The organism is Paraburkholderia sp. BCC1884 (assembly GCF_900996225.1).
GTDB lineage: Bacteria > Pseudomonadota > Gammaproteobacteria > Burkholderiales > Burkholderiaceae > Paraburkholderia.
On the sequence record NZ_CAAJGL010000112.1, the window covers coordinates 383,065 to 399,253 of the forward strand.

The window sequence follows — 16,189 nt, forward strand, 5'->3', positions numbered from 1 at the left end:
CAAAGCCGACTCAATAAGCCTGCCTGTCCAGCTTGATTTCCTGCAGGATCGTCGTCGCGATCTCCTCGATCGACTTGTGCGTCGACGACAGCCACTTGATCCCTTCACGCCGCATCATCGCTTCGGCTTCGTTGATCTCGTAGCGGCAATTTTCCGGCGCGGCGTACTTGCTGCCCGGACGACGCTCGTTACGGATCTCCGACAACCGCTGCGGATCGATCGACAAGCCAAACATCTTCTGACGATGCGCCAATAGCGGCGTAGGCAGTTTGCCGCGCTCGAAGTCTTCGGGAATCAGCGGATAGTTCGCCGCTTTCACGCCGTACTGCATGGCCAGATACAGGCTCGTCGGCGTCTTGCCGCTGCGCGATACGCCGACCAGAATCACGTCGGCGTCGGCCAGATTGCGGTTCGACTGACCGTCGTCGTGCGCGAGCGAAAAGTTGATCGCCTCGATCCGGTTCTTGTACTCCTCGGTGTCCGCATTCTGGTGACCACGTCCCATCGCGTGGCTCGACTTCAGTTCCAGTTCCTGTTCGAGCGGCTCGACGAAGGTCTGGAACATGTCGAGCACGAGCGCGTTCGAACCTTTGACGATCTGATTCGAGGCACTGTCCACCAGGGTGGTGAAGACGATCGGACGTCGGCCGTCCTGCTGGATCGCTTCGTTGATTTTTTCGAGTGTGGCGTAGGCCTTTTCGGTCGAGTCGACGAAGGGCACGCGAACCAGGCGGAATTTCTGGTCGAACTGGGAGAGGATCGAATGCGCGAAGGTTTCGGCAGTGATCCCGGTACCGTCGGAGACGATGAATACGGTGGGCGGCATCAGTGGGGCTGGGGAACGTGAGCGGGAAAAAGCGCTCGAATCAAACATCGCTGGTTCGCGTTCGCTGCCCGGTGGCTAACCGGAGGCTGCAGCGGCGTCGAATCAGCGCACCGTGGGCACCGCTACCGCGCCCGGAACGCCGAAGGTCTCGCAAAAGCCCGTTGGCCGGTCCGGGGCGCGATTCGAGGCGCAATTCTCGTCCGACAGTCACATTTCGAGAGTCGGCACGGTAGAATAGCGGCAACCTGTTGGATAAGCAATTGCAGGCGATTGGCGTCTAACTCACCGCGAACGGTCGTTCAACGCCTCGCTTTCTGTCGGTAACTTGCGGCGAAAGTAGTGGATTGACCGGTAAATTCGGCCAATCACCTTCTTCGTGGCATTGGTCGCCGAGCGCGATTGCTTCTCCAACAGGTTGTGCAAGACGCGAGGTCACGCTCCCAATGGGCGTCTCGCGTTCGAGCCCACTTGCACAGCCGTGAATTTCTTTCACACTTAGGGGCTTGTATGACTAACGCAGTTACCGTCGCAAAGGATAAGGCGTATGTAGTTCCGTTCGAGCAGTTGCGGATGACCGATGTGGAGATTGTCGGTGGCAAGAACGCGTCGCTAGGCGAGATGATCAGTCAACTCGCCGAAGCAGGCGTGCGGGTGCCCACTGGTTTCGCCACCACGGCGCTGGCTTTCCGTGACTTCCTCAATCACAACAATCTGACCGAACGCATCGCCAAACGTCTCGAGACGCTCGACGTCGACGACGTGAAAGCGCTCGCCGAAGCCGGCAAAGAGATCCGCCAATGGATCATCGACGCGCCGATGCAGCCGCAGCTCGAAGCGGACATCCGCGCGGGTTTCGACACCCTGCAAAACAGCTCGCCTGAAGAGTTGTCGTTCGCCGTGCGTTCGTCGGCAACGGCCGAAGACTTGCCGGACGCTTCGTTCGCGGGTCAGCAGGAAAGCTACCTCAACGTAGTCGGCATCGACGACGTGCTCGATCGCATGAAGCACGTGTTTGCGTCGCTGTATAACGACCGCGCTATCTCCTATCGCGTCCACAAGGGCTTCACTCACGCTGAAGTCGCCTTGTCGGCGGGCGTGCAGCGCATGGTGCGCTCGGACGTCGGCGCAGCGGGCGTGATGTTCACGCTGGACACCGAATCGGGCTTCAAGGACGCGGTCTTCATCACGTCGAGCTACGGCCTGGGTGAAACCGTCGTGCAAGGCGCGGTGAATCCGGACGAGTTCTACGTCTACAAGACCACGCTCGCGCAAGGCAAGTACCCGATCATCCGCCGTTCGATCGGCTCGAAGCTGATCAAGATGGAATTCACGAAGGCGGGCGAAGCCGGTCGCGTGAAGACCGTGGACGTGACGCACGAGCAGCGCAACCGCTTCTCGATCACCGACGAAGACGTGATCGAACTCGCAAAATACGCCGTCATCATCGAAAAGCACTACGAGCGTCCGATGGACATCGAGTGGGGCAAAGATGGCCGCGACGGCAAGATCTTCATTCTGCAGGCGCGTCCCGAAACGGTGAAGAGCCAGGCCGCGGGCAAGGCCGAGCAGCGCTTCAAGCTGAAGGGTCAATCGAACGTGCTGGCAACCGGCCGCGCGATCGGTCAGAAGATCGGCGCGGGCCCGGTGCGCGTGATTCACGATCCGTCGGAGATGGACCGTGTGCAGCCGGGCGACGTGCTGGTCGCCGACATGACCGACCCGAACTGGGAGCCGGTCATGAAGCGCGCGTCGGCAATCGTCACGAACCGTGGCGGCCGTACCTGCCACGCGGCGATCATCGCGCGTGAGCTGGGCGTGCCGGCGGTGGTCGGTTGCGGCGACGCCACCGACGTGCTGAAGGAAGGCGCGCTGGTGACGGTGTCGTGCGCGGAAGGCGACGAAGGCAAGATCTACGACGGTCTGCTCGAAACCGAAATCACCGAAGTGCAGCGCGGCGAACTGCCGCCGATTCCGGTGAAGATCATGATGAACGTGGGCAACCCGCAACTGGCCTTCGACTTCTCGCAACTGCCGAACGCAGGCGTGGGTCTGGCGCGGCTCGAGTTCATCATCAACAACAACATCGGCGTGCACCCGAAGGCGATTCTCGAGTACCCGAACATCGATCAGGACTTGAAGAAGGCCGTGGAAAGCGTCGCTCGCGGTCACGCGTCGCCGCGCGCCTTCTACGTCGACAAGCTGACCGAAGGGATCGCGACGATCGCGGCGGCGTTCTATCCGAAGCCGGTGATCGTGCGTCTGTCGGACTTCAAGTCGAACGAGTACAAGAAGCTGATCGGCGGTTCGCGTTACGAGCCGGACGAAGAAAACCCGATGCTGGGTTTCCGTGGCGCGTCACGCTACATCGCCGACGACTTCGCCGAAGCGTTCCAGATGGAATGCATCGCGCTGAAGAAGGTGCGCGAAGAGATGGGCCTCGACAACGTCGAGATCATGGTGCCGTTCGTGCGTACGCTGAAGCAGGCGGAGCGCGTGGTCGGGCTGCTGTCGAAGTACGGCCTGAAGCGCGGCGAGAAGGGTCTGCGTCTGATCATGATGTGCGAAGTGCCGTCGAACGCGATTCTCGCCGAAGAATTCCTGCAATTCTTCGACGGCTTCTCGATCGGTTCGAACGACCTGACGCAGCTCACGCTCGGCCTCGATCGCGATTCCGGCATGGAATTGCTGGCGGTGGATTTCGACGAGCGCGATCCGGCGGTCAAGTTCCTGCTGCAGCGCGCGATTTCGACCTGCCTGCGTCTGAACAAGTACGTCGGTATTTGCGGTCAGGGCCCGTCGGATCATCCGGACTTCGCGCAATGGCTGACGGACGAGGGCATTGCGTCGATCTCGCTGAACCCGGACTCGATCATCGAGACGTGGCAACAGCTGGCGAAGTCGGCGGCGAAGTAAGGGCGAAGTGAGCGTCAAGCGCATGCCGCGTCCTAAGCGGCATGCATAGCGAGGGTGTTGTGCATCAAAGGCGCGTTAAAGCGTGCAGCGCCACTCGCTAAATTGCCTGTGCTTCGTGCTATAAACACCCCGGTAGATCCGGGGTGTTTTGCTTTGTGGAGGTCGATGTGGCGCCAGGGGGATTGTTCTGGTGGATCGGCGCAGGCGTGCTGGTCGTGCTGGAGTTGATGAGCGGCACGTTCTATCTGTTGATGATCGCGCTAGGGTTCGCCGCAGCCGCGATCGCGCATATTGCGGGTGCGCCCGTGTACCTGCAGTTCGTGGTGGCCGCGCTCGTGGCGATGGCCGCGGTGTTGCTGCTACGGCGTTCACGCTTCGGCCGCAGACTGCGCAAAGACGCCGCACACAACCCGGACGTCAATCTCGACATCGGCCAGACCCTGACGGTCGACGCCTGGCAGGCACGCCGGGCGCGCGCCGACTATCGCGGCGCCGCGTGGGACATCGAACTCGCGCCGGGCGAGCCGGAAGACGCTCACCTTTATGAAATCACCGCGCTGCACGGCAGTTGTCTTGTCGTCGTCGCATGCAGGCGGACTGCGCAGGCCTGACACGCCACGCATCTGACCAGCGAGCTTCACCCAGCTCTCGCCAACCAATCGAGTACGGACCGGAGAACAATAATGGATGTATCGACCATCGTCGGGGTAGTCGTCCTGATCATCGTGATCGTGACTGCGGCGCAGACGCTCAAGATCGTGCCGCAGCAGCATGCGTGGGTGCTGGAGCGGCTGGGCCGCTATCACCGCACGCTGACGCCGGGTTTGAGCTTCGCGTTTCCGTTCGTCGACCGGATCGCGTACAAGCACATCCTCAAGGAAATACCCCTCGAAGTACCGAGCCAGGTGTGTATCACGCGCGACAACACGCAACTGCAGGTGGACGGCGTGCTGTACTTCCAGGTCACCGATCCGATGAAGGCGTCGTACGGTTCGAGCAACTTCGTGTTCGCGATCACGCAGTTGTCGCAGACCACGCTGCGCTCGGTGATCGGCAAGCTCGAACTCGACAAGACCTTCGAGGAGCGCGACTTCATCAACCACAGCATCGTATCGTCGCTCGATCTGGCGGCGACGAACTGGGGCGTGAAGGTGCTGCGCTACGAGATCAAGGACCTCACGCCGCCCAAAGAGATTCTTCACGCGATGCAGGCGCAGATCACCGCCGAGCGTGAGAAGCGGGCGCTGATCGCGGCCTCGGAAGGGCGCAAGCAGGAGCAGATCAATATTGCCTCGGGCGGGCGCGAGGCGGCGATCCAGAAGTCGGAAGGCGAACGGCAGGCGGCGATTAACCAGGCGCAGGGGCAAGCCTCCGCGATTCTGGCCGTGGCCGAAGCCAATTCGCAGGCCATTCAGAAGATCGCGGCGGCGATCCAGTCGAACGGCGGGATGGAAGCGGTGAACCTCAAGGTGGCCGAACAATACGTGAACGCGTTCGGCAATCTGGCGAAGCAGGGCACTACGCTGATCGTGCCGGGCAACCTGGCGGATATGAGTTCGATGATCGCGTCGGCGCTGACGATCGTGAACAAAGGGAAGGGCACGACCGACCTGCGCTAAGGGCGTTGGCCGCGCGGTGGGATTCCCGGTGCCGCAGGCAATCAGCCAGAACGCAGCTTTGTCATAGGCAATCGGCCAAACAAAGGCAGAAGAAACCCAAAAAAATGGCCCGCTTTTGAACCGCGGGCCATTTTCGTTGAACCGTCACGTTACGCGGCAAATCCGCGCATCGGGCAGCAGGCAATCAGCAGGCGGGCCGCCCGCTCAGCCCGGCGAGCGCATCAGGCGCGCCTTCTCGCGTTCCCAGTCGCGTTTCTTCTCGGACTCGCGTTTGTCGTGTTGCTTCTTGCCCTTCGCCAGCCCGATTTCGCATTTGACGCGGCCACCCTTGTAGTGGAAGTTCAGCGGCACGAGCGTGTAGCCGCGCTGCTCGACCTTGCCGATCAGTTTGCTGATTTCCTCGCTATGCAGCAGCAGCTTGCGCGTGCGCACGGGGTCGGGGTGGATGTGGGTCGAGGCTTCGGGCAACGGGCTGATGTGCGTGCCGATCAGGAACAGTTCGTTGTCTTTGATGACGACGTAACCTTCCTTGATCTGGCCGCGCCCGGCGCGCAGCGCCTTGACCTCCCATCCTTCGAGCACGAGCCCTGCTTCATAGCGTTCTTCGACCGAGTAGTCGTAGAAAGCTTTTCTGTTGTCGATGATGCTCATGAATGGAAAGTGCCCAACTCGTTTAAAATCACGATTTTAGCAAAGCGGGGCAAGGAAAGCCCGCAGCGCTTGTCCACCCTTGCCACGCGTTGTTCAATTTATGGCAGATGTCCAGAAAACCGTGTTGATCCGCCATTCGGCGGAACAGATGTTCGACCTCGTTACCGACGTCGCCGATTACCCCAATTTCCTGCCCTGGTGCGGAGGAGTCGAAATTCGCCGCCAGGACGAAACCTGCATGGAAGCGAAGATCGATATCAACTTCAAGGGCATCAAACAGCACTTCGCGACCCGCAACAGCATGGAGCGGCCCACGCGCATCGATATGGAGTTCGCCGACGGCCCGTTTCGCAAGTTCACGGGCTTCTGGCGCTTCACGCCGCTGCGGGCGGACGCCTGCAAGATCGAATTCGCGCTGCACTACGAGTTCACCAACATCATCCTCGAGAAGCTGATCGGGCCGGTGTTCAGCCACATCGCCAATACCTTCGTGGAATCGTTCGTGAAGCGCGCCGATCAGCGCTACGGTAAGGCATGAGCGCGCGCCTGTCGATCGAAGTCTGCTATGCGCTGCCGGGCGAGCAGACGCTGCTTGCCGTCGATTTGCCCGAGGGCGCCACGCTCAAGCAGGCGCTCGACGCGAGCGGTATCTTGCAGCGTTGTCCGCAGATCGATCTGACCACGCAGAAGGTCGGCGTGTTCGGCAAGCTCAAGCCGCTCGACGCGGTGCTGGCCGATCATGATCGCGTGGAGATTTACCGGCCACTGCTGGTGGATCCGAAGTTGTCGCGGCAACGGCGGGTGGAAAAGACCCGCAAGGCCGGCTCGATCGAAGGACGACGTTGGCAGAACCGGGATTCGCGCTAGGCAGGGCGCGTAGCCAGGCCGCAGTGGCGGTGGCGCAACTGGGTCAAGGGGAAATCGCCGCCGGGGCGTCGGTCATGCCGCGAGGCTTGGCCTAGCGTGGCCAAGCCAAGCCAAGCCAAGCCAAGCCGCAGCGTGCTCGCCGCGCTTCGATTCAATGCGCTGACACCTGCCCGTCTTTCTCGAGCGGCGCGGCGCCCGACGAATCGTCGTCCGCATGTTGACGTACCGACCAGCACACGCCCGCCACCAACAGCAGGATCGCCGCCATCTCCAGCGGACGCGGCAGGCGCTGGTCGTAAATAAACGCGTAGAGCAGCGCGAATAACGTCTCGAATACGATCATCTGACCGGAAAGCGTCAACGGCAGCCGCTTCGAGGCGGCATTCCACAAGCCGTTGCCCAGCCACGAGGCGCCGACCGCGAGGCCCAGGTTCAGCATCCAGAAGGTATGCCAGCGGCCGTCGGCCACATCGGCCTGCAGTCCGCCCGAGGGCAGCACGGCGATCACGAGCCACAGTGCCGCGCCGAGCGCGCCCGTCACCACGCCCCACAAGACCGACCATTCGTTGCCGCTGAAATGCGTCTGACGCTGCAGATAGCGGGAATTTTCGACCGCAAACCATGTCCAGCAGGCCAACGCGCCGACCGCACAGCCGAGCCCGAGCAGCTTGGTGGCGACGCTGACCGGCGTGTCGTCCGTAACGGTGAAGACGTCGATATTGATGCAGGCGATGCCTGCCATGACGATCGCAAGCGGCCAGGCAAGGCGCGCGAGCGGCACCGCGCCGTGATCGCGCCGGCCGAGCAGGGTCACCGTGACAGGCAGCACGCCGACGATCAGCGAAGCCGGCGCGATGCCGACGAGATGCACGGCGGCGGTGAGCAGCACGTAATAGAGAAGGTTGCCGGCCAGCGCCAGCTTCACCAGCGCGCCCAGATCCTCGCGCGTGAGGCGTTTGACGAGCGAGCGTGCCATCGGCAGGGTGGCGGCCAGCGAGACGACGCCGTACATGGTGTAGCGACCCGCGCTCAACAGCAGCGGCGAGAAATCGGGCAGCACGCGCGGCACCAGAAAAACCATGCCCCACAAGGCCCCGGCCATTACTCCATATGCCACACCGCGCTGCATCGACTGCTCCTGCAAGGAAAACTGGAATGATCGGCAGAATAGCGGCGGGATAGGCGAGGCGTCTTGTCAGATTCTGCAATCGGGCGGCATTTTGTGGTTTTGACTTGCCTGGCGCCACTTTGCGCCCGAACGCGCAAACGAAACCCGATCGAACCCGAGGTGAACGAATTAGCGAATTTCAAGGCCCCAGAGTCACGAAAAAAATCGCCCGAAATTCGCTAAGCTGCTGTTAGTGCAGTGAAAACCGGGGAGGTATCGCGTATAATTCGCTTTTGCGCCTATAGGATTTGCCATGCGTCTGATCCAAACAGCACTCACGTTCGATGACGTGCTCCTCGTCCCGGCCTTCTCCGATGTTCTGCCGCGCGACACCAGCCTCAAGACCCGGCTGACCCGCAACATTTCCCTGAATATGCCGCTCGTGTCCGCCGCCATGGACACCGTCACCGAAGCCCGTCTCGCCATTGCAATGGCGCAAATGGGTGGCGTGGGCATCATCCACAAGAATCTCACGCCGGCCGAACAGGCGCGTGAAGTTGCCAAGGTCAAGCGCTTCGAATCGGGCGTCGTGCGCGATCCGATTACGGTGCCGCCGCAAATGAAGGTGCGCGACGTCATTGCACTGTCGCGCCAGCATGGCATTTCGGGCTTCCCGGTCGTCGAAGGCGCGCAGCTGATCGGCATCGTCACGAATCGTGACCTGCGTTTCGAAGAGCGTCTGGACGAGCCGGTGCGCAACATCATGACGCCGCGCGAGCGCCTCGTCACCGTCAAGGAAGGCACGCCGCTCGCCGAGGCCAAGGCGCTGATGCACAGCCACCGCCTCGAGCGCGTGCTGGTCATCAACGAGGCATTCGAACTGCGCGGCCTGATGACGGTGAAAGACATCACCAAGCAGACCGAGCACCCGGACGCATGTAAAGACGAACACGGCAAGCTGCGCGCAGGCGCGGCGGTCGGCGTGGGCGAAGACAACGAAGAACGCGTCGAACTGCTGGTGCAGGCCGGGGTGGACGTGATCGTGGTCGATACGGCGCACGGCCACAGCAAGGGCGTGCTCGAGCGCGTCCGTTGGGTCAAGCAGAACTTCCCGCACGTCGAAGTGATCGGCGGCAACATCGCCACCGCGGCAGCGGCCAGGGCGCTGGTCGAATACGGCGCAGACGGCGTGAAGGTCGGGATCGGCCCAGGCTCGATCTGCACGACGCGGATCGTCGCCGGTGTCGGCGTGCCGCAAGTCACCGCCATCTCCAATGTTTCCGAAGCGCTGGCGGGCACGGGCGTGCCGGTCATCGCCGACGGCGGCGTGCGCTTCTCGGGCGACGTCAGCAAGGCGCTGGCAGCGGGCGCAAATGCCGTGATGATGGGCAGTATGTTCGCCGGCACCGAAGAATCGCCGGGCGACGTGTTCCTGTATCAAGGCCGTCAATACAAGTCGTACCGTGGCATGGGTTCGGTCGGCGCGATGAAGGACGGCGCAGCAGACCGCTACTTCCAGGACAACTCCGCGAACATCGACAAGCTGGTGCCGGAAGGGATCGAAGGCCGCGTCGCCTACAAGGGCTCGGTCAACGCGATCCTGTTCCAGTTGATCGGCGGTGTGCGTGCCAGCATGGGTTACTGCGGCTGCCGCACCATCACCGAGATGAACGACAAGGCCGAGTTCGTGCAGATCACGGGCGCGGGCTTGCGCGAGTCGCACGTGCATGACGTGCAGATCACCAAGGAAGCGCCCAACTACCACGTGGACTAAACGCCAATGAAGCCATTGCTGCGCGCTGTACTCATCCTCGATGCCTTGTTGTTGCTTGCGTTCGGCGTGCTGTTCCTGCTGACGCCCTGGACTTCGTTGTACAACGCGCTGCTTCTGGTGCAAACCCAGCCGGCGCTGGTCGGCCAGGGGTTTGGCGTGGCGCTGATCGGGCTGGCGTGGCTGGCCTTCCATGCGTCGGTCGACGGGGCGCTGACCTCGACGGTCGCCAAGGTGGTCGGCCACGTGAACTGGCTGACCGGCGTGCTGATGCTGATCTGGCTGCTCGGTCTGCATACGCCGGCGCTCACCGGTTTTGGGCAGATCGTCGCGGTGCTGAGCGGCGTGGTGCTGCTGGTGATCGGTCTGGGCGGCGTGCGCCTGTCTGGCGCGGTGCGCCGGCGCGAAAGAGTGCGGCTGGCCGAAGCCGTCGCCGCTGAGCGCGCCGAGAAACAGGCCGCCAAAGACGCCGCGAAAGATGCGGCGAACGTGGCTGCCAGCCGGCGCGAGCCGGGTCACGTAACGGCAGGTTTTCCGGTGTATCACGCCGAGCCGATCGTCGAGCCCGTGGTGCCGGTCGTACCGGTATCGCGGCCGGTGAGTTCGGCGTCGGTGGCGTCGCTTCATCCCGAAGTCGACGAGCCCGGGTTGACGGCCTCCGAACGGGCTGCCCGCGCCGAAGCCGCAGCCGCCCGCGACGATGCCCGCGACGCCGCCGCCGGCGCGCCCCGGCCACCGCTGCATGGTTGACGCACCGCCCATCGCCGCGTCACGTTTCACGCTCGATCGTCCTCCCGTGGACCGCTTTGAATTCAACGCCGCGCACTGCGCGCGGCATCTTATATCCGCTCACTTTTGACTCCGTCCGCTGCCATGCATGACAAGATCCTGATCCTCGACTTCGGTTCGCAAGTCACCCAACTGATTGCACGTCGCGTTCGCGAAGCCAACGTGTATTCGGAAATCCATCCGTACGACGTCGACGCGTCGTTCATCCGCGACTTCGCGCCCAAGGGCGTGATCCTCTCCGGCGGCCCGAGCTCGGTCACCGAAACGGATACGCCGCGCGTGCCGCAAGCCGTGTTCGAACTCGGCGTGCCGGTGCTCGGCATCTGCTACGGCATGCAAGCCATGGCCGAGCAGCTGGGCGGCAAGGTCGACATCGGCCATCTGCGTGAATTCGGCTACGCCGAAGTGCGCGCGCGCAACCATACGAGCCTGCTGGAAGGCATCAGCGACTTCACCACGCCGGAAGGTCACGGCATGCTGAAGGTGTGGATGAGCCACGGCGACAAGGTGCTGGAAATGCCGCCGGGCTTCGCGCTGATGGCGTCGACGGAATCGTGCCCGATCGCGGCGATGGCCGACGAGAAACGTCATTTCTACGGCCTGCAATGGCACCCGGAAGTCACCCACACGGTCCAGGGCCGCGCGATGCTCGAACGCTTCGTGCTGAAGATCTGCGGTGCGCAGCCCGACTGGGAAATGGGCAACTACGTCGACGAAGCCGTCGCGAAGATTCGCGAGCAGGTCGGCAAGGAACACGTGATTCTGGGCCTGTCGGGCGGCGTGGATTCGTCGGTGGCGGCGGCGCTGCTGCATCGCGCGATCGGCGATCAGCTGACCTGCGTGTTCGTCGATCACGGCCTGCTGCGTTTGAACGAAGCCGAGCAGGTGATGGCGACCTTCGCCGACCACCTCGGCGTGAAGGTGATCCACGTCGACGCCAGCGAAGTGTTCCTGCGCAAGCTGGCCGGCGTGACCGATCCGGAAGCGAAGCGCAAGATCATCGGCGCGGAATTCGTCGAAGTGTTCCAGACCGAAGCGGGCAAGCTGACCGACGCGAAGTGGCTGGCGCAAGGCACGATCTATCCGGACGTGATCGAATCGGCGGGCAAGGGCAAGAAGGGCGCGCAGACCATCAAGAGCCACCACAACGTGGGCGGCCTGCCGGAAACGCTGAACCTGAAGCTGCTCGAACCGCTGCGCGAACTGTTCAAGGACGAAGTGCGCGAACTGGGCGTGAAGCTCGGTCTGCCGCCGGCCATGGTGTATCGCCATCCGTTCCCGGGCCCGGGTCTGGGCGTGCGGATTCTCGGCGAAGTGAAGCGCGATTTCGCGGACCTGCTGCGCCGCGCGGATGCGATTTTCATCGAGACGCTGCGTACCTTCATCGACAAGGAAACCGGCAAGTCGTGGTACGACCTGACGAGCCAGGCTTTCGCGGTGTTCCTGCCGGTGAAGAGTGTGGGCGTGATGGGCGACGGCCGCACTTATGAGTACGTCGTCGCGCTGCGTGCCGTGCAGACGCTGGACTTCATGACCGCGCATTGGGCGCATCTGCCGCATGAATTGCTGGGTCATGTGTCGAACCGCATCATCAACGAAGTGCGTGGGATCAACCGGGTGGTGTATGACATCTCGGGGAAGCCGCCGGCAACGATCGAGTGGGAATAAGCGTCGGCTAGCGGGCATCGGTAGCTCTCGCGGTTGGCGGCAGTAAAACTGTCCCAACCGCGGCGACGCCATACGATGCTCGCCCTTTATCCGTCCCGCTCAGGGAACGCCTGACGAGAGTGCGCTAGCGATGCCCAGACACAATCCAGCGCTGCATCGTAGCCGCAGACCTCGCATGACGCGGGGGCGCCGGCGACTTCTCATCATCTGCCTGATCGTGCTGTTGGCCATGCTAGGTTGGGCATTCGTCACAGCACTCAAACCCGCCCTCCAGCGCACGATCGTCATCACGACCGGTGCGGACAACGGTATCTATCGAGGCTTTGCGGATCGCTATGCGCCCATCCTGAAGCGCGAAGGCATCACGCTCGATATCCGCGCTTCGTCCGGGTCGGTCGAGAATTATCAGCGGCTGACGAATCCCGCCAGCGAATACGAAGTGGGCTTCATCCAGTCGGGCACCACCAGCCCCAAAGAAACCGATCACCTGGAGACCATCGCCGCCGTCTCATACGAGCCGATCTGGGTGTTCTATCGCGGCGACACGATCGTCAACCGGCTGGCGCAACTGCGCGGCAAGAAGGTTGCCATCGGCGTTCCCGGCAGCGGCCTGCTCAATGTCTCGCTCGTCCTGCTGGGCTATAGCGGCATCACGCGCGACAACACCACACTGCTCGAGATGGATGCGCTCAAGGCCTATCAGGCGCTTGAGAATGGCCAACTGGATGCGGCGTTCTTTATCGGCAGACCCGACGCAGCCATCCAGAAGACGCTGCTCAACAGCGACTTGAAGCTGATGAGTTTTGCCCAGGCCGAAGCGCTGGCGCAAAAATTTCCGTCCCTCTCCAAAATTATTTTCCCACGCGCCTCGACCAGCATCGTCAACGATCTGCCGCGGGCCGATGTCACCTTGCTGGCCGCCACGGCTCTGCTCGTGTCCAAAGACAGCCTGCACCCGGCGCTCGACTACCTGCTGCTGGACGCGGCCAAAACGGTCCACGGCGGCGACGATTACTTCACGCCGCTAGGCACGTTTCCCAACCTGAACACCGAAGAATTTCCCATTTCCGACGAGAGCGTTCGCTACTTCAAATCGGGTCGCCCGTTCCTGCAACGCTACCTGCCATTCTGGCTGGCGAGTCTCATCGAAAGGCGATTGCTGATCCTGCTGCCCTTCATGGCTTTGCTGATAGGCTTGCTGCAGGCATTGCCGCGCATGGTGGAGGCGCGGATGAAAAGACGGCTTGTGGTGTGGTATCGGGAGATCAAATCGCTGGAAGACGAAATATGGAAAAACGCGCAACCGGCCCCGACCCAGATCGCGAAATGGCGCGATGAAATCGAGAGCATCGATGCGCATGCCAGCCAGATAAGGATTCCACATCGCTATTTTCAGGATGTCTACGCGCTCAAGCAGGCAATCGGTGTCGTGCGGGACCGGATTTCCCAGGCCGCTGCGAAGATGAACGAATCCACATCCGGTGGCCGCACCTGATCGATCAACCGCTGCGGCAAGCCAGTGAGCATGGCGGCAAAAGCCTGGTGTCAGCCCGCAGCAATCGCGGCCTTTAGCCGAGCCCAAGCCTGATCCAGGAACAGGGCAGAGCGTCGTGCGTAGCCACGCGCGTGACCGGAACTCTCCGGTCACGCGAATTCCTTTCAGCGTCCCGGCGTACTGACCGGCACTGTGCGACGCGCGGCGAGATTGCGTTCGCGCAGCGACTCGGTGGTGTCGCCCGAGCCGTCCGCTTGCCAGCCCGGCGGCAGAATCACGTAGCGGATCGCCGTCCACACGCTGCTCGCCGAGGCCACATCGCGGGCGAGACTTACCCAGTGCTCGAATTCGACCACCAGCGGATTGCGCGAACGCGTCGGCGTGGTGAGACCGTAACGGCACGGCTCATCGGCGCGCTCGGCGACATACGTGCCGAACAGGCGGTCGAAAATAACGAGCACACCGCCAAAGTTCGCATCCAGATAATCGACATTCGACGCGTGGTGCACGCGATGTGCGGACGGCGTGTTGAACACGTACTCGAGCCAGCCGAGTTTCGGCGTCCACGTGTTATGCAGCCAGAACTGGTAAAGCAGGTTGAAACTCAGCGTCGCCAGGACGATTTCCGGACGCACGCCGAGCCACACGAGCGGCGCAAAAAAGATCGCCGAGCCGGTCAGCTTGCCGGTCAGCCCGAGCCGGTAAGCGGACGACAGCGTTAACTGGTTCGGCGAGTGATGCACTGCATGCGTCGCCCAGAAAAAGCGGATACGGTGCGACGCGCGGTGATACCAGTAGTAGCAGAACTCCTGGCCGATAAACAGCAGGAACAGCATCAGTGCACTGTTGAGCGTGACGGTAAAGAGGCGGTGATCCCAGGCGAGCGCGAAGACGGGCGCCGCAAGCGAGAGCGGCAGGAAGGCCAGCAGCTTGCGTCCGGCCACGTCGGCCAGCGAAATCCACACTTCATACCAGTCGAAGCGCGCAGCGGTGCCGCGTAGTTTGTGGGTAAGGACGCACGCCTCGATCAGCGAGACGGCAATGACGAACAAGGTGACGCAAAGCGCGAGTTTTCCAGTGGTGAGCATGATGGGCAGATAACCGGTTGAGATGAGACGCGTCGTCTGCGGGAACAGGCCGCTATCGCGTCGGGTTCAGCTAATGTAGTGGGCCGGCCGGCTGAAAACCACGCGGAAACTATGTCGGCTCATGTCACGACATGCGGGCCGCGAGGGCCGCGCCAGCGCTGCAGGGCGGGCGCGGGCGGCACGTCGCGGTGGTGTAACACCGCGACATGTTTTCCGCGTCGATTAGTTCGCGGGGTCCTCTTATAGTTCGTTCCGTTGCCACGCCACTGTGCGTGACTGAAACGAACCAGGAAGGATCGCTAATGAAACTCCATCACCTCGCCGCAGCCGCCGCTGCCATGCTCATCGCCGTCAGCACACCCGCCGTGGCGGGATGGTCGGGCCACGGCACCGCCTACACGCCGCACGGCACCTACAACGGCGCCCATTACGGGTCCTGTGGCGGCGGCACGTGCTCGCACGCCGGCGCCGTCGAAAATCCCTACGGCCGGGTTGCGACCAACAGCGGCAGCGTGACCCGCACCGCCCCCGGCCAGTTCTCGAATTCGGGCACGGCGACCGGTCCCAACGGACGGCAGGTGCAGCACTCCGGCGACACCAGCTGCGCGGGCGGCGCGTGCGATCACACCGGCAGCCTGAATGGATCCGACGGCCACAGCGCGACGACCTCGGGCAGCGTGACGCGCAACGCGCCGGGTCAGTATTCGTCCTCGGGGACGGTCACCGCCGCGAACGGCAATGCCACCAGTCACGCCGCGTCGACGAACTGCGCCGGGTCCACCTGCGCGCGTTCCGGCACCGTGACGGGCGCAGACGGCGGAACCGTCACGCATGCCGACAGCGCGACACGGGTGGCGCCGGGCGTGGTGACGACGGGCGGCGGCACGACGGTCGTGCACGGCGGCACGGTGACGACAGGGAGCACCACGGTCGTACATGGCGGCGCGGTCGCGACGGGCAGCGCGACGGTGGTAGTGGGCGCGGCCCCGGTCGTCGTCGGGGCGCCGCCGGTCGTCGCCGTGGCGGCACCGGTGGTGGTCGCGCCGCCGGCTGTGTACGTGACGCCGCCGCCGGTCGCGTACATCGCGCCCGTGCCGCCCAAGACGGTTTATGTCGCACCGCCGCCGAAACCCGTCTATGTCGCACCGCCGCCGAAGGTCGTCTACGTCGCTCCGCCTCCCAAGGTGGTGTACGTCGCGCCGCCGCCGCCCAAAGTCGTCTACGTCGCACCGCCCCCGCCGCGCGTCGTCTTCATCGCGCCGCAAGCCCGCGCGCTGTATGTCGCCCCGCGCGCCGTGTACGTCGCCCCCGCGCCGCGCGCTGCCGTGATGGTGCCCGGCCATTGGCTCGGCCGCGTCTGGGTGCCGCCGCACTGGGCCTGAGGCCAAACATCA

General features: G+C 63.1%; 14 protein-coding genes. 10 read left to right on the plus strand and 4 right to left on the minus strand.

Features of this window, described 5'->3' with window-relative positions; all coding sequences use genetic code 11:
• Positions 1–10: 10 nt before the first annotated feature.
• Complete coding sequence (locus FQ705_RS27305) at positions 11–826, minus strand: pyruvate, water dikinase regulatory protein (protein ID WP_074764231.1); 816 nt, start codon at positions 824–826, stop codon at positions 11–13.
• Between the two features lie 507 nt (positions 827–1,333).
• Here FQ705_RS27305 and ppsA point away from each other — a divergent pair.
• From ppsA to FQ705_RS27320, 3 genes are all read left to right on the plus strand, one after another.
• Positions 1,334–3,739 carry a phosphoenolpyruvate synthase gene (gene ppsA, locus FQ705_RS27310; RefSeq protein WP_144146499.1) on the plus strand — a complete coding sequence of 802 codons (2,406 nt, stop codon included), beginning with the start codon at positions 1,334–1,336 and terminating at the stop codon, positions 3,737–3,739.
• Between the two features lie 167 nt (positions 3,740–3,906).
• Positions 3,907–4,350 (plus strand): NfeD family protein, encoded by a 444-nt coding sequence (locus FQ705_RS27315; protein WP_144146502.1) that lies wholly within the window; start codon positions 3,907–3,909, stop codon positions 4,348–4,350.
• 72 nt (positions 4,351–4,422) lie between these two features.
• Complete coding sequence (locus tag FQ705_RS27320; RefSeq protein WP_144146505.1) at positions 4,423–5,358, plus strand: SPFH domain-containing protein; 936 nt, start codon at positions 4,423–4,425, stop codon at positions 5,356–5,358.
• Between the two features lie 204 nt (positions 5,359–5,562).
• Here FQ705_RS27320 and smpB read toward each other — a convergent pair whose 3' ends face one another.
• On the minus strand, positions 5,563–6,009 hold the full coding sequence (smpB, locus tag FQ705_RS27325; protein WP_035546168.1) for an SsrA-binding protein SmpB: 447 nt from the start codon (positions 6,007–6,009) through the stop codon (positions 5,563–5,565).
• A gap of 100 nt (positions 6,010–6,109) precedes the next feature.
• Between smpB and FQ705_RS27335 the strand changes: the two genes are divergently transcribed.
• Positions 6,110–6,547 (plus strand): type II toxin-antitoxin system RatA family toxin, encoded by a 438-nt coding sequence (locus tag FQ705_RS27335; RefSeq protein WP_144146508.1) that lies wholly within the window; start codon positions 6,110–6,112, stop codon positions 6,545–6,547.
• Positions 6,544–6,876 carry an RnfH family protein gene (locus tag FQ705_RS27340; RefSeq protein WP_144146511.1) on the plus strand — a complete coding sequence of 111 codons (333 nt, stop codon included), beginning with the start codon at positions 6,544–6,546 and terminating at the stop codon, positions 6,874–6,876. Before FQ705_RS27335 ends, FQ705_RS27340 begins: the two co-directional genes overlap by 4 nt.
• Before the next feature lie 151 nt (positions 6,877–7,027).
• Here FQ705_RS27340 and FQ705_RS27345 read toward each other — a convergent pair whose 3' ends face one another.
• Positions 7,028–8,005: a DMT family transporter gene (locus FQ705_RS27345; RefSeq protein ID WP_144146514.1), complete on the minus strand. Its 978-nt coding sequence runs from the start codon at positions 8,003–8,005 to the stop codon at positions 7,028–7,030.
• Positions 8,006–8,297: 292 nt separating this feature from the next.
• Between FQ705_RS27345 and guaB the strand changes: the two genes are divergently transcribed.
• The 4 genes from guaB (at position 8,298) to FQ705_RS27365 (ending at position 13,707) form a co-directional block, all read left to right on the plus strand.
• Positions 8,298–9,758: an IMP dehydrogenase gene (gene guaB, locus FQ705_RS27350; RefSeq protein ID WP_144146517.1), complete on the plus strand. Its 1,461-nt coding sequence runs from the start codon at positions 8,298–8,300 to the stop codon at positions 9,756–9,758.
• 6 nt (positions 9,759–9,764) lie between these two features.
• A complete protein-coding gene (locus FQ705_RS27355) occupies positions 9,765–10,505 on the plus strand; it encodes a hypothetical protein (protein ID WP_144146520.1) in 741 nt (246 codons plus the stop codon).
• 123 nt (positions 10,506–10,628) lie between these two features.
• Positions 10,629–12,212, plus strand: coding sequence for a glutamine-hydrolyzing GMP synthase (gene guaA, locus FQ705_RS27360; protein ID WP_144146523.1), 1,584 nt, complete (start codon positions 10,629–10,631; stop codon positions 12,210–12,212).
• 175 nt (positions 12,213–12,387) lie between these two features.
• On the plus strand, positions 12,388–13,707 hold the full coding sequence (locus FQ705_RS27365) for a TAXI family TRAP transporter solute-binding subunit (RefSeq protein ID WP_144146526.1): 1,320 nt from the start codon (positions 12,388–12,390) through the stop codon (positions 13,705–13,707).
• 164 nt (positions 13,708–13,871) lie between these two features.
• Here the strand turns inward: FQ705_RS27365 and FQ705_RS27370 are convergent, their stop codons facing one another.
• The gene (locus FQ705_RS27370; protein ID WP_144146529.1) at positions 13,872–14,795 is read right to left on the minus strand and encodes a sterol desaturase family protein; all 924 of its coding nucleotides are present in this window, start codon (positions 14,793–14,795) and stop codon (positions 13,872–13,874) included.
• Between the two features lie 302 nt (positions 14,796–15,097).
• On the opposite strand from FQ705_RS27370, the gene FQ705_RS27375 reads away from it, so the two are divergent.
• A complete protein-coding gene (locus FQ705_RS27375) occupies positions 15,098–16,177 on the plus strand; it encodes a hypothetical protein (RefSeq protein ID WP_144146532.1) in 1,080 nt (359 codons plus the stop codon).
• The last annotated feature ends 12 nt before the right edge of the window (positions 16,178–16,189 follow it).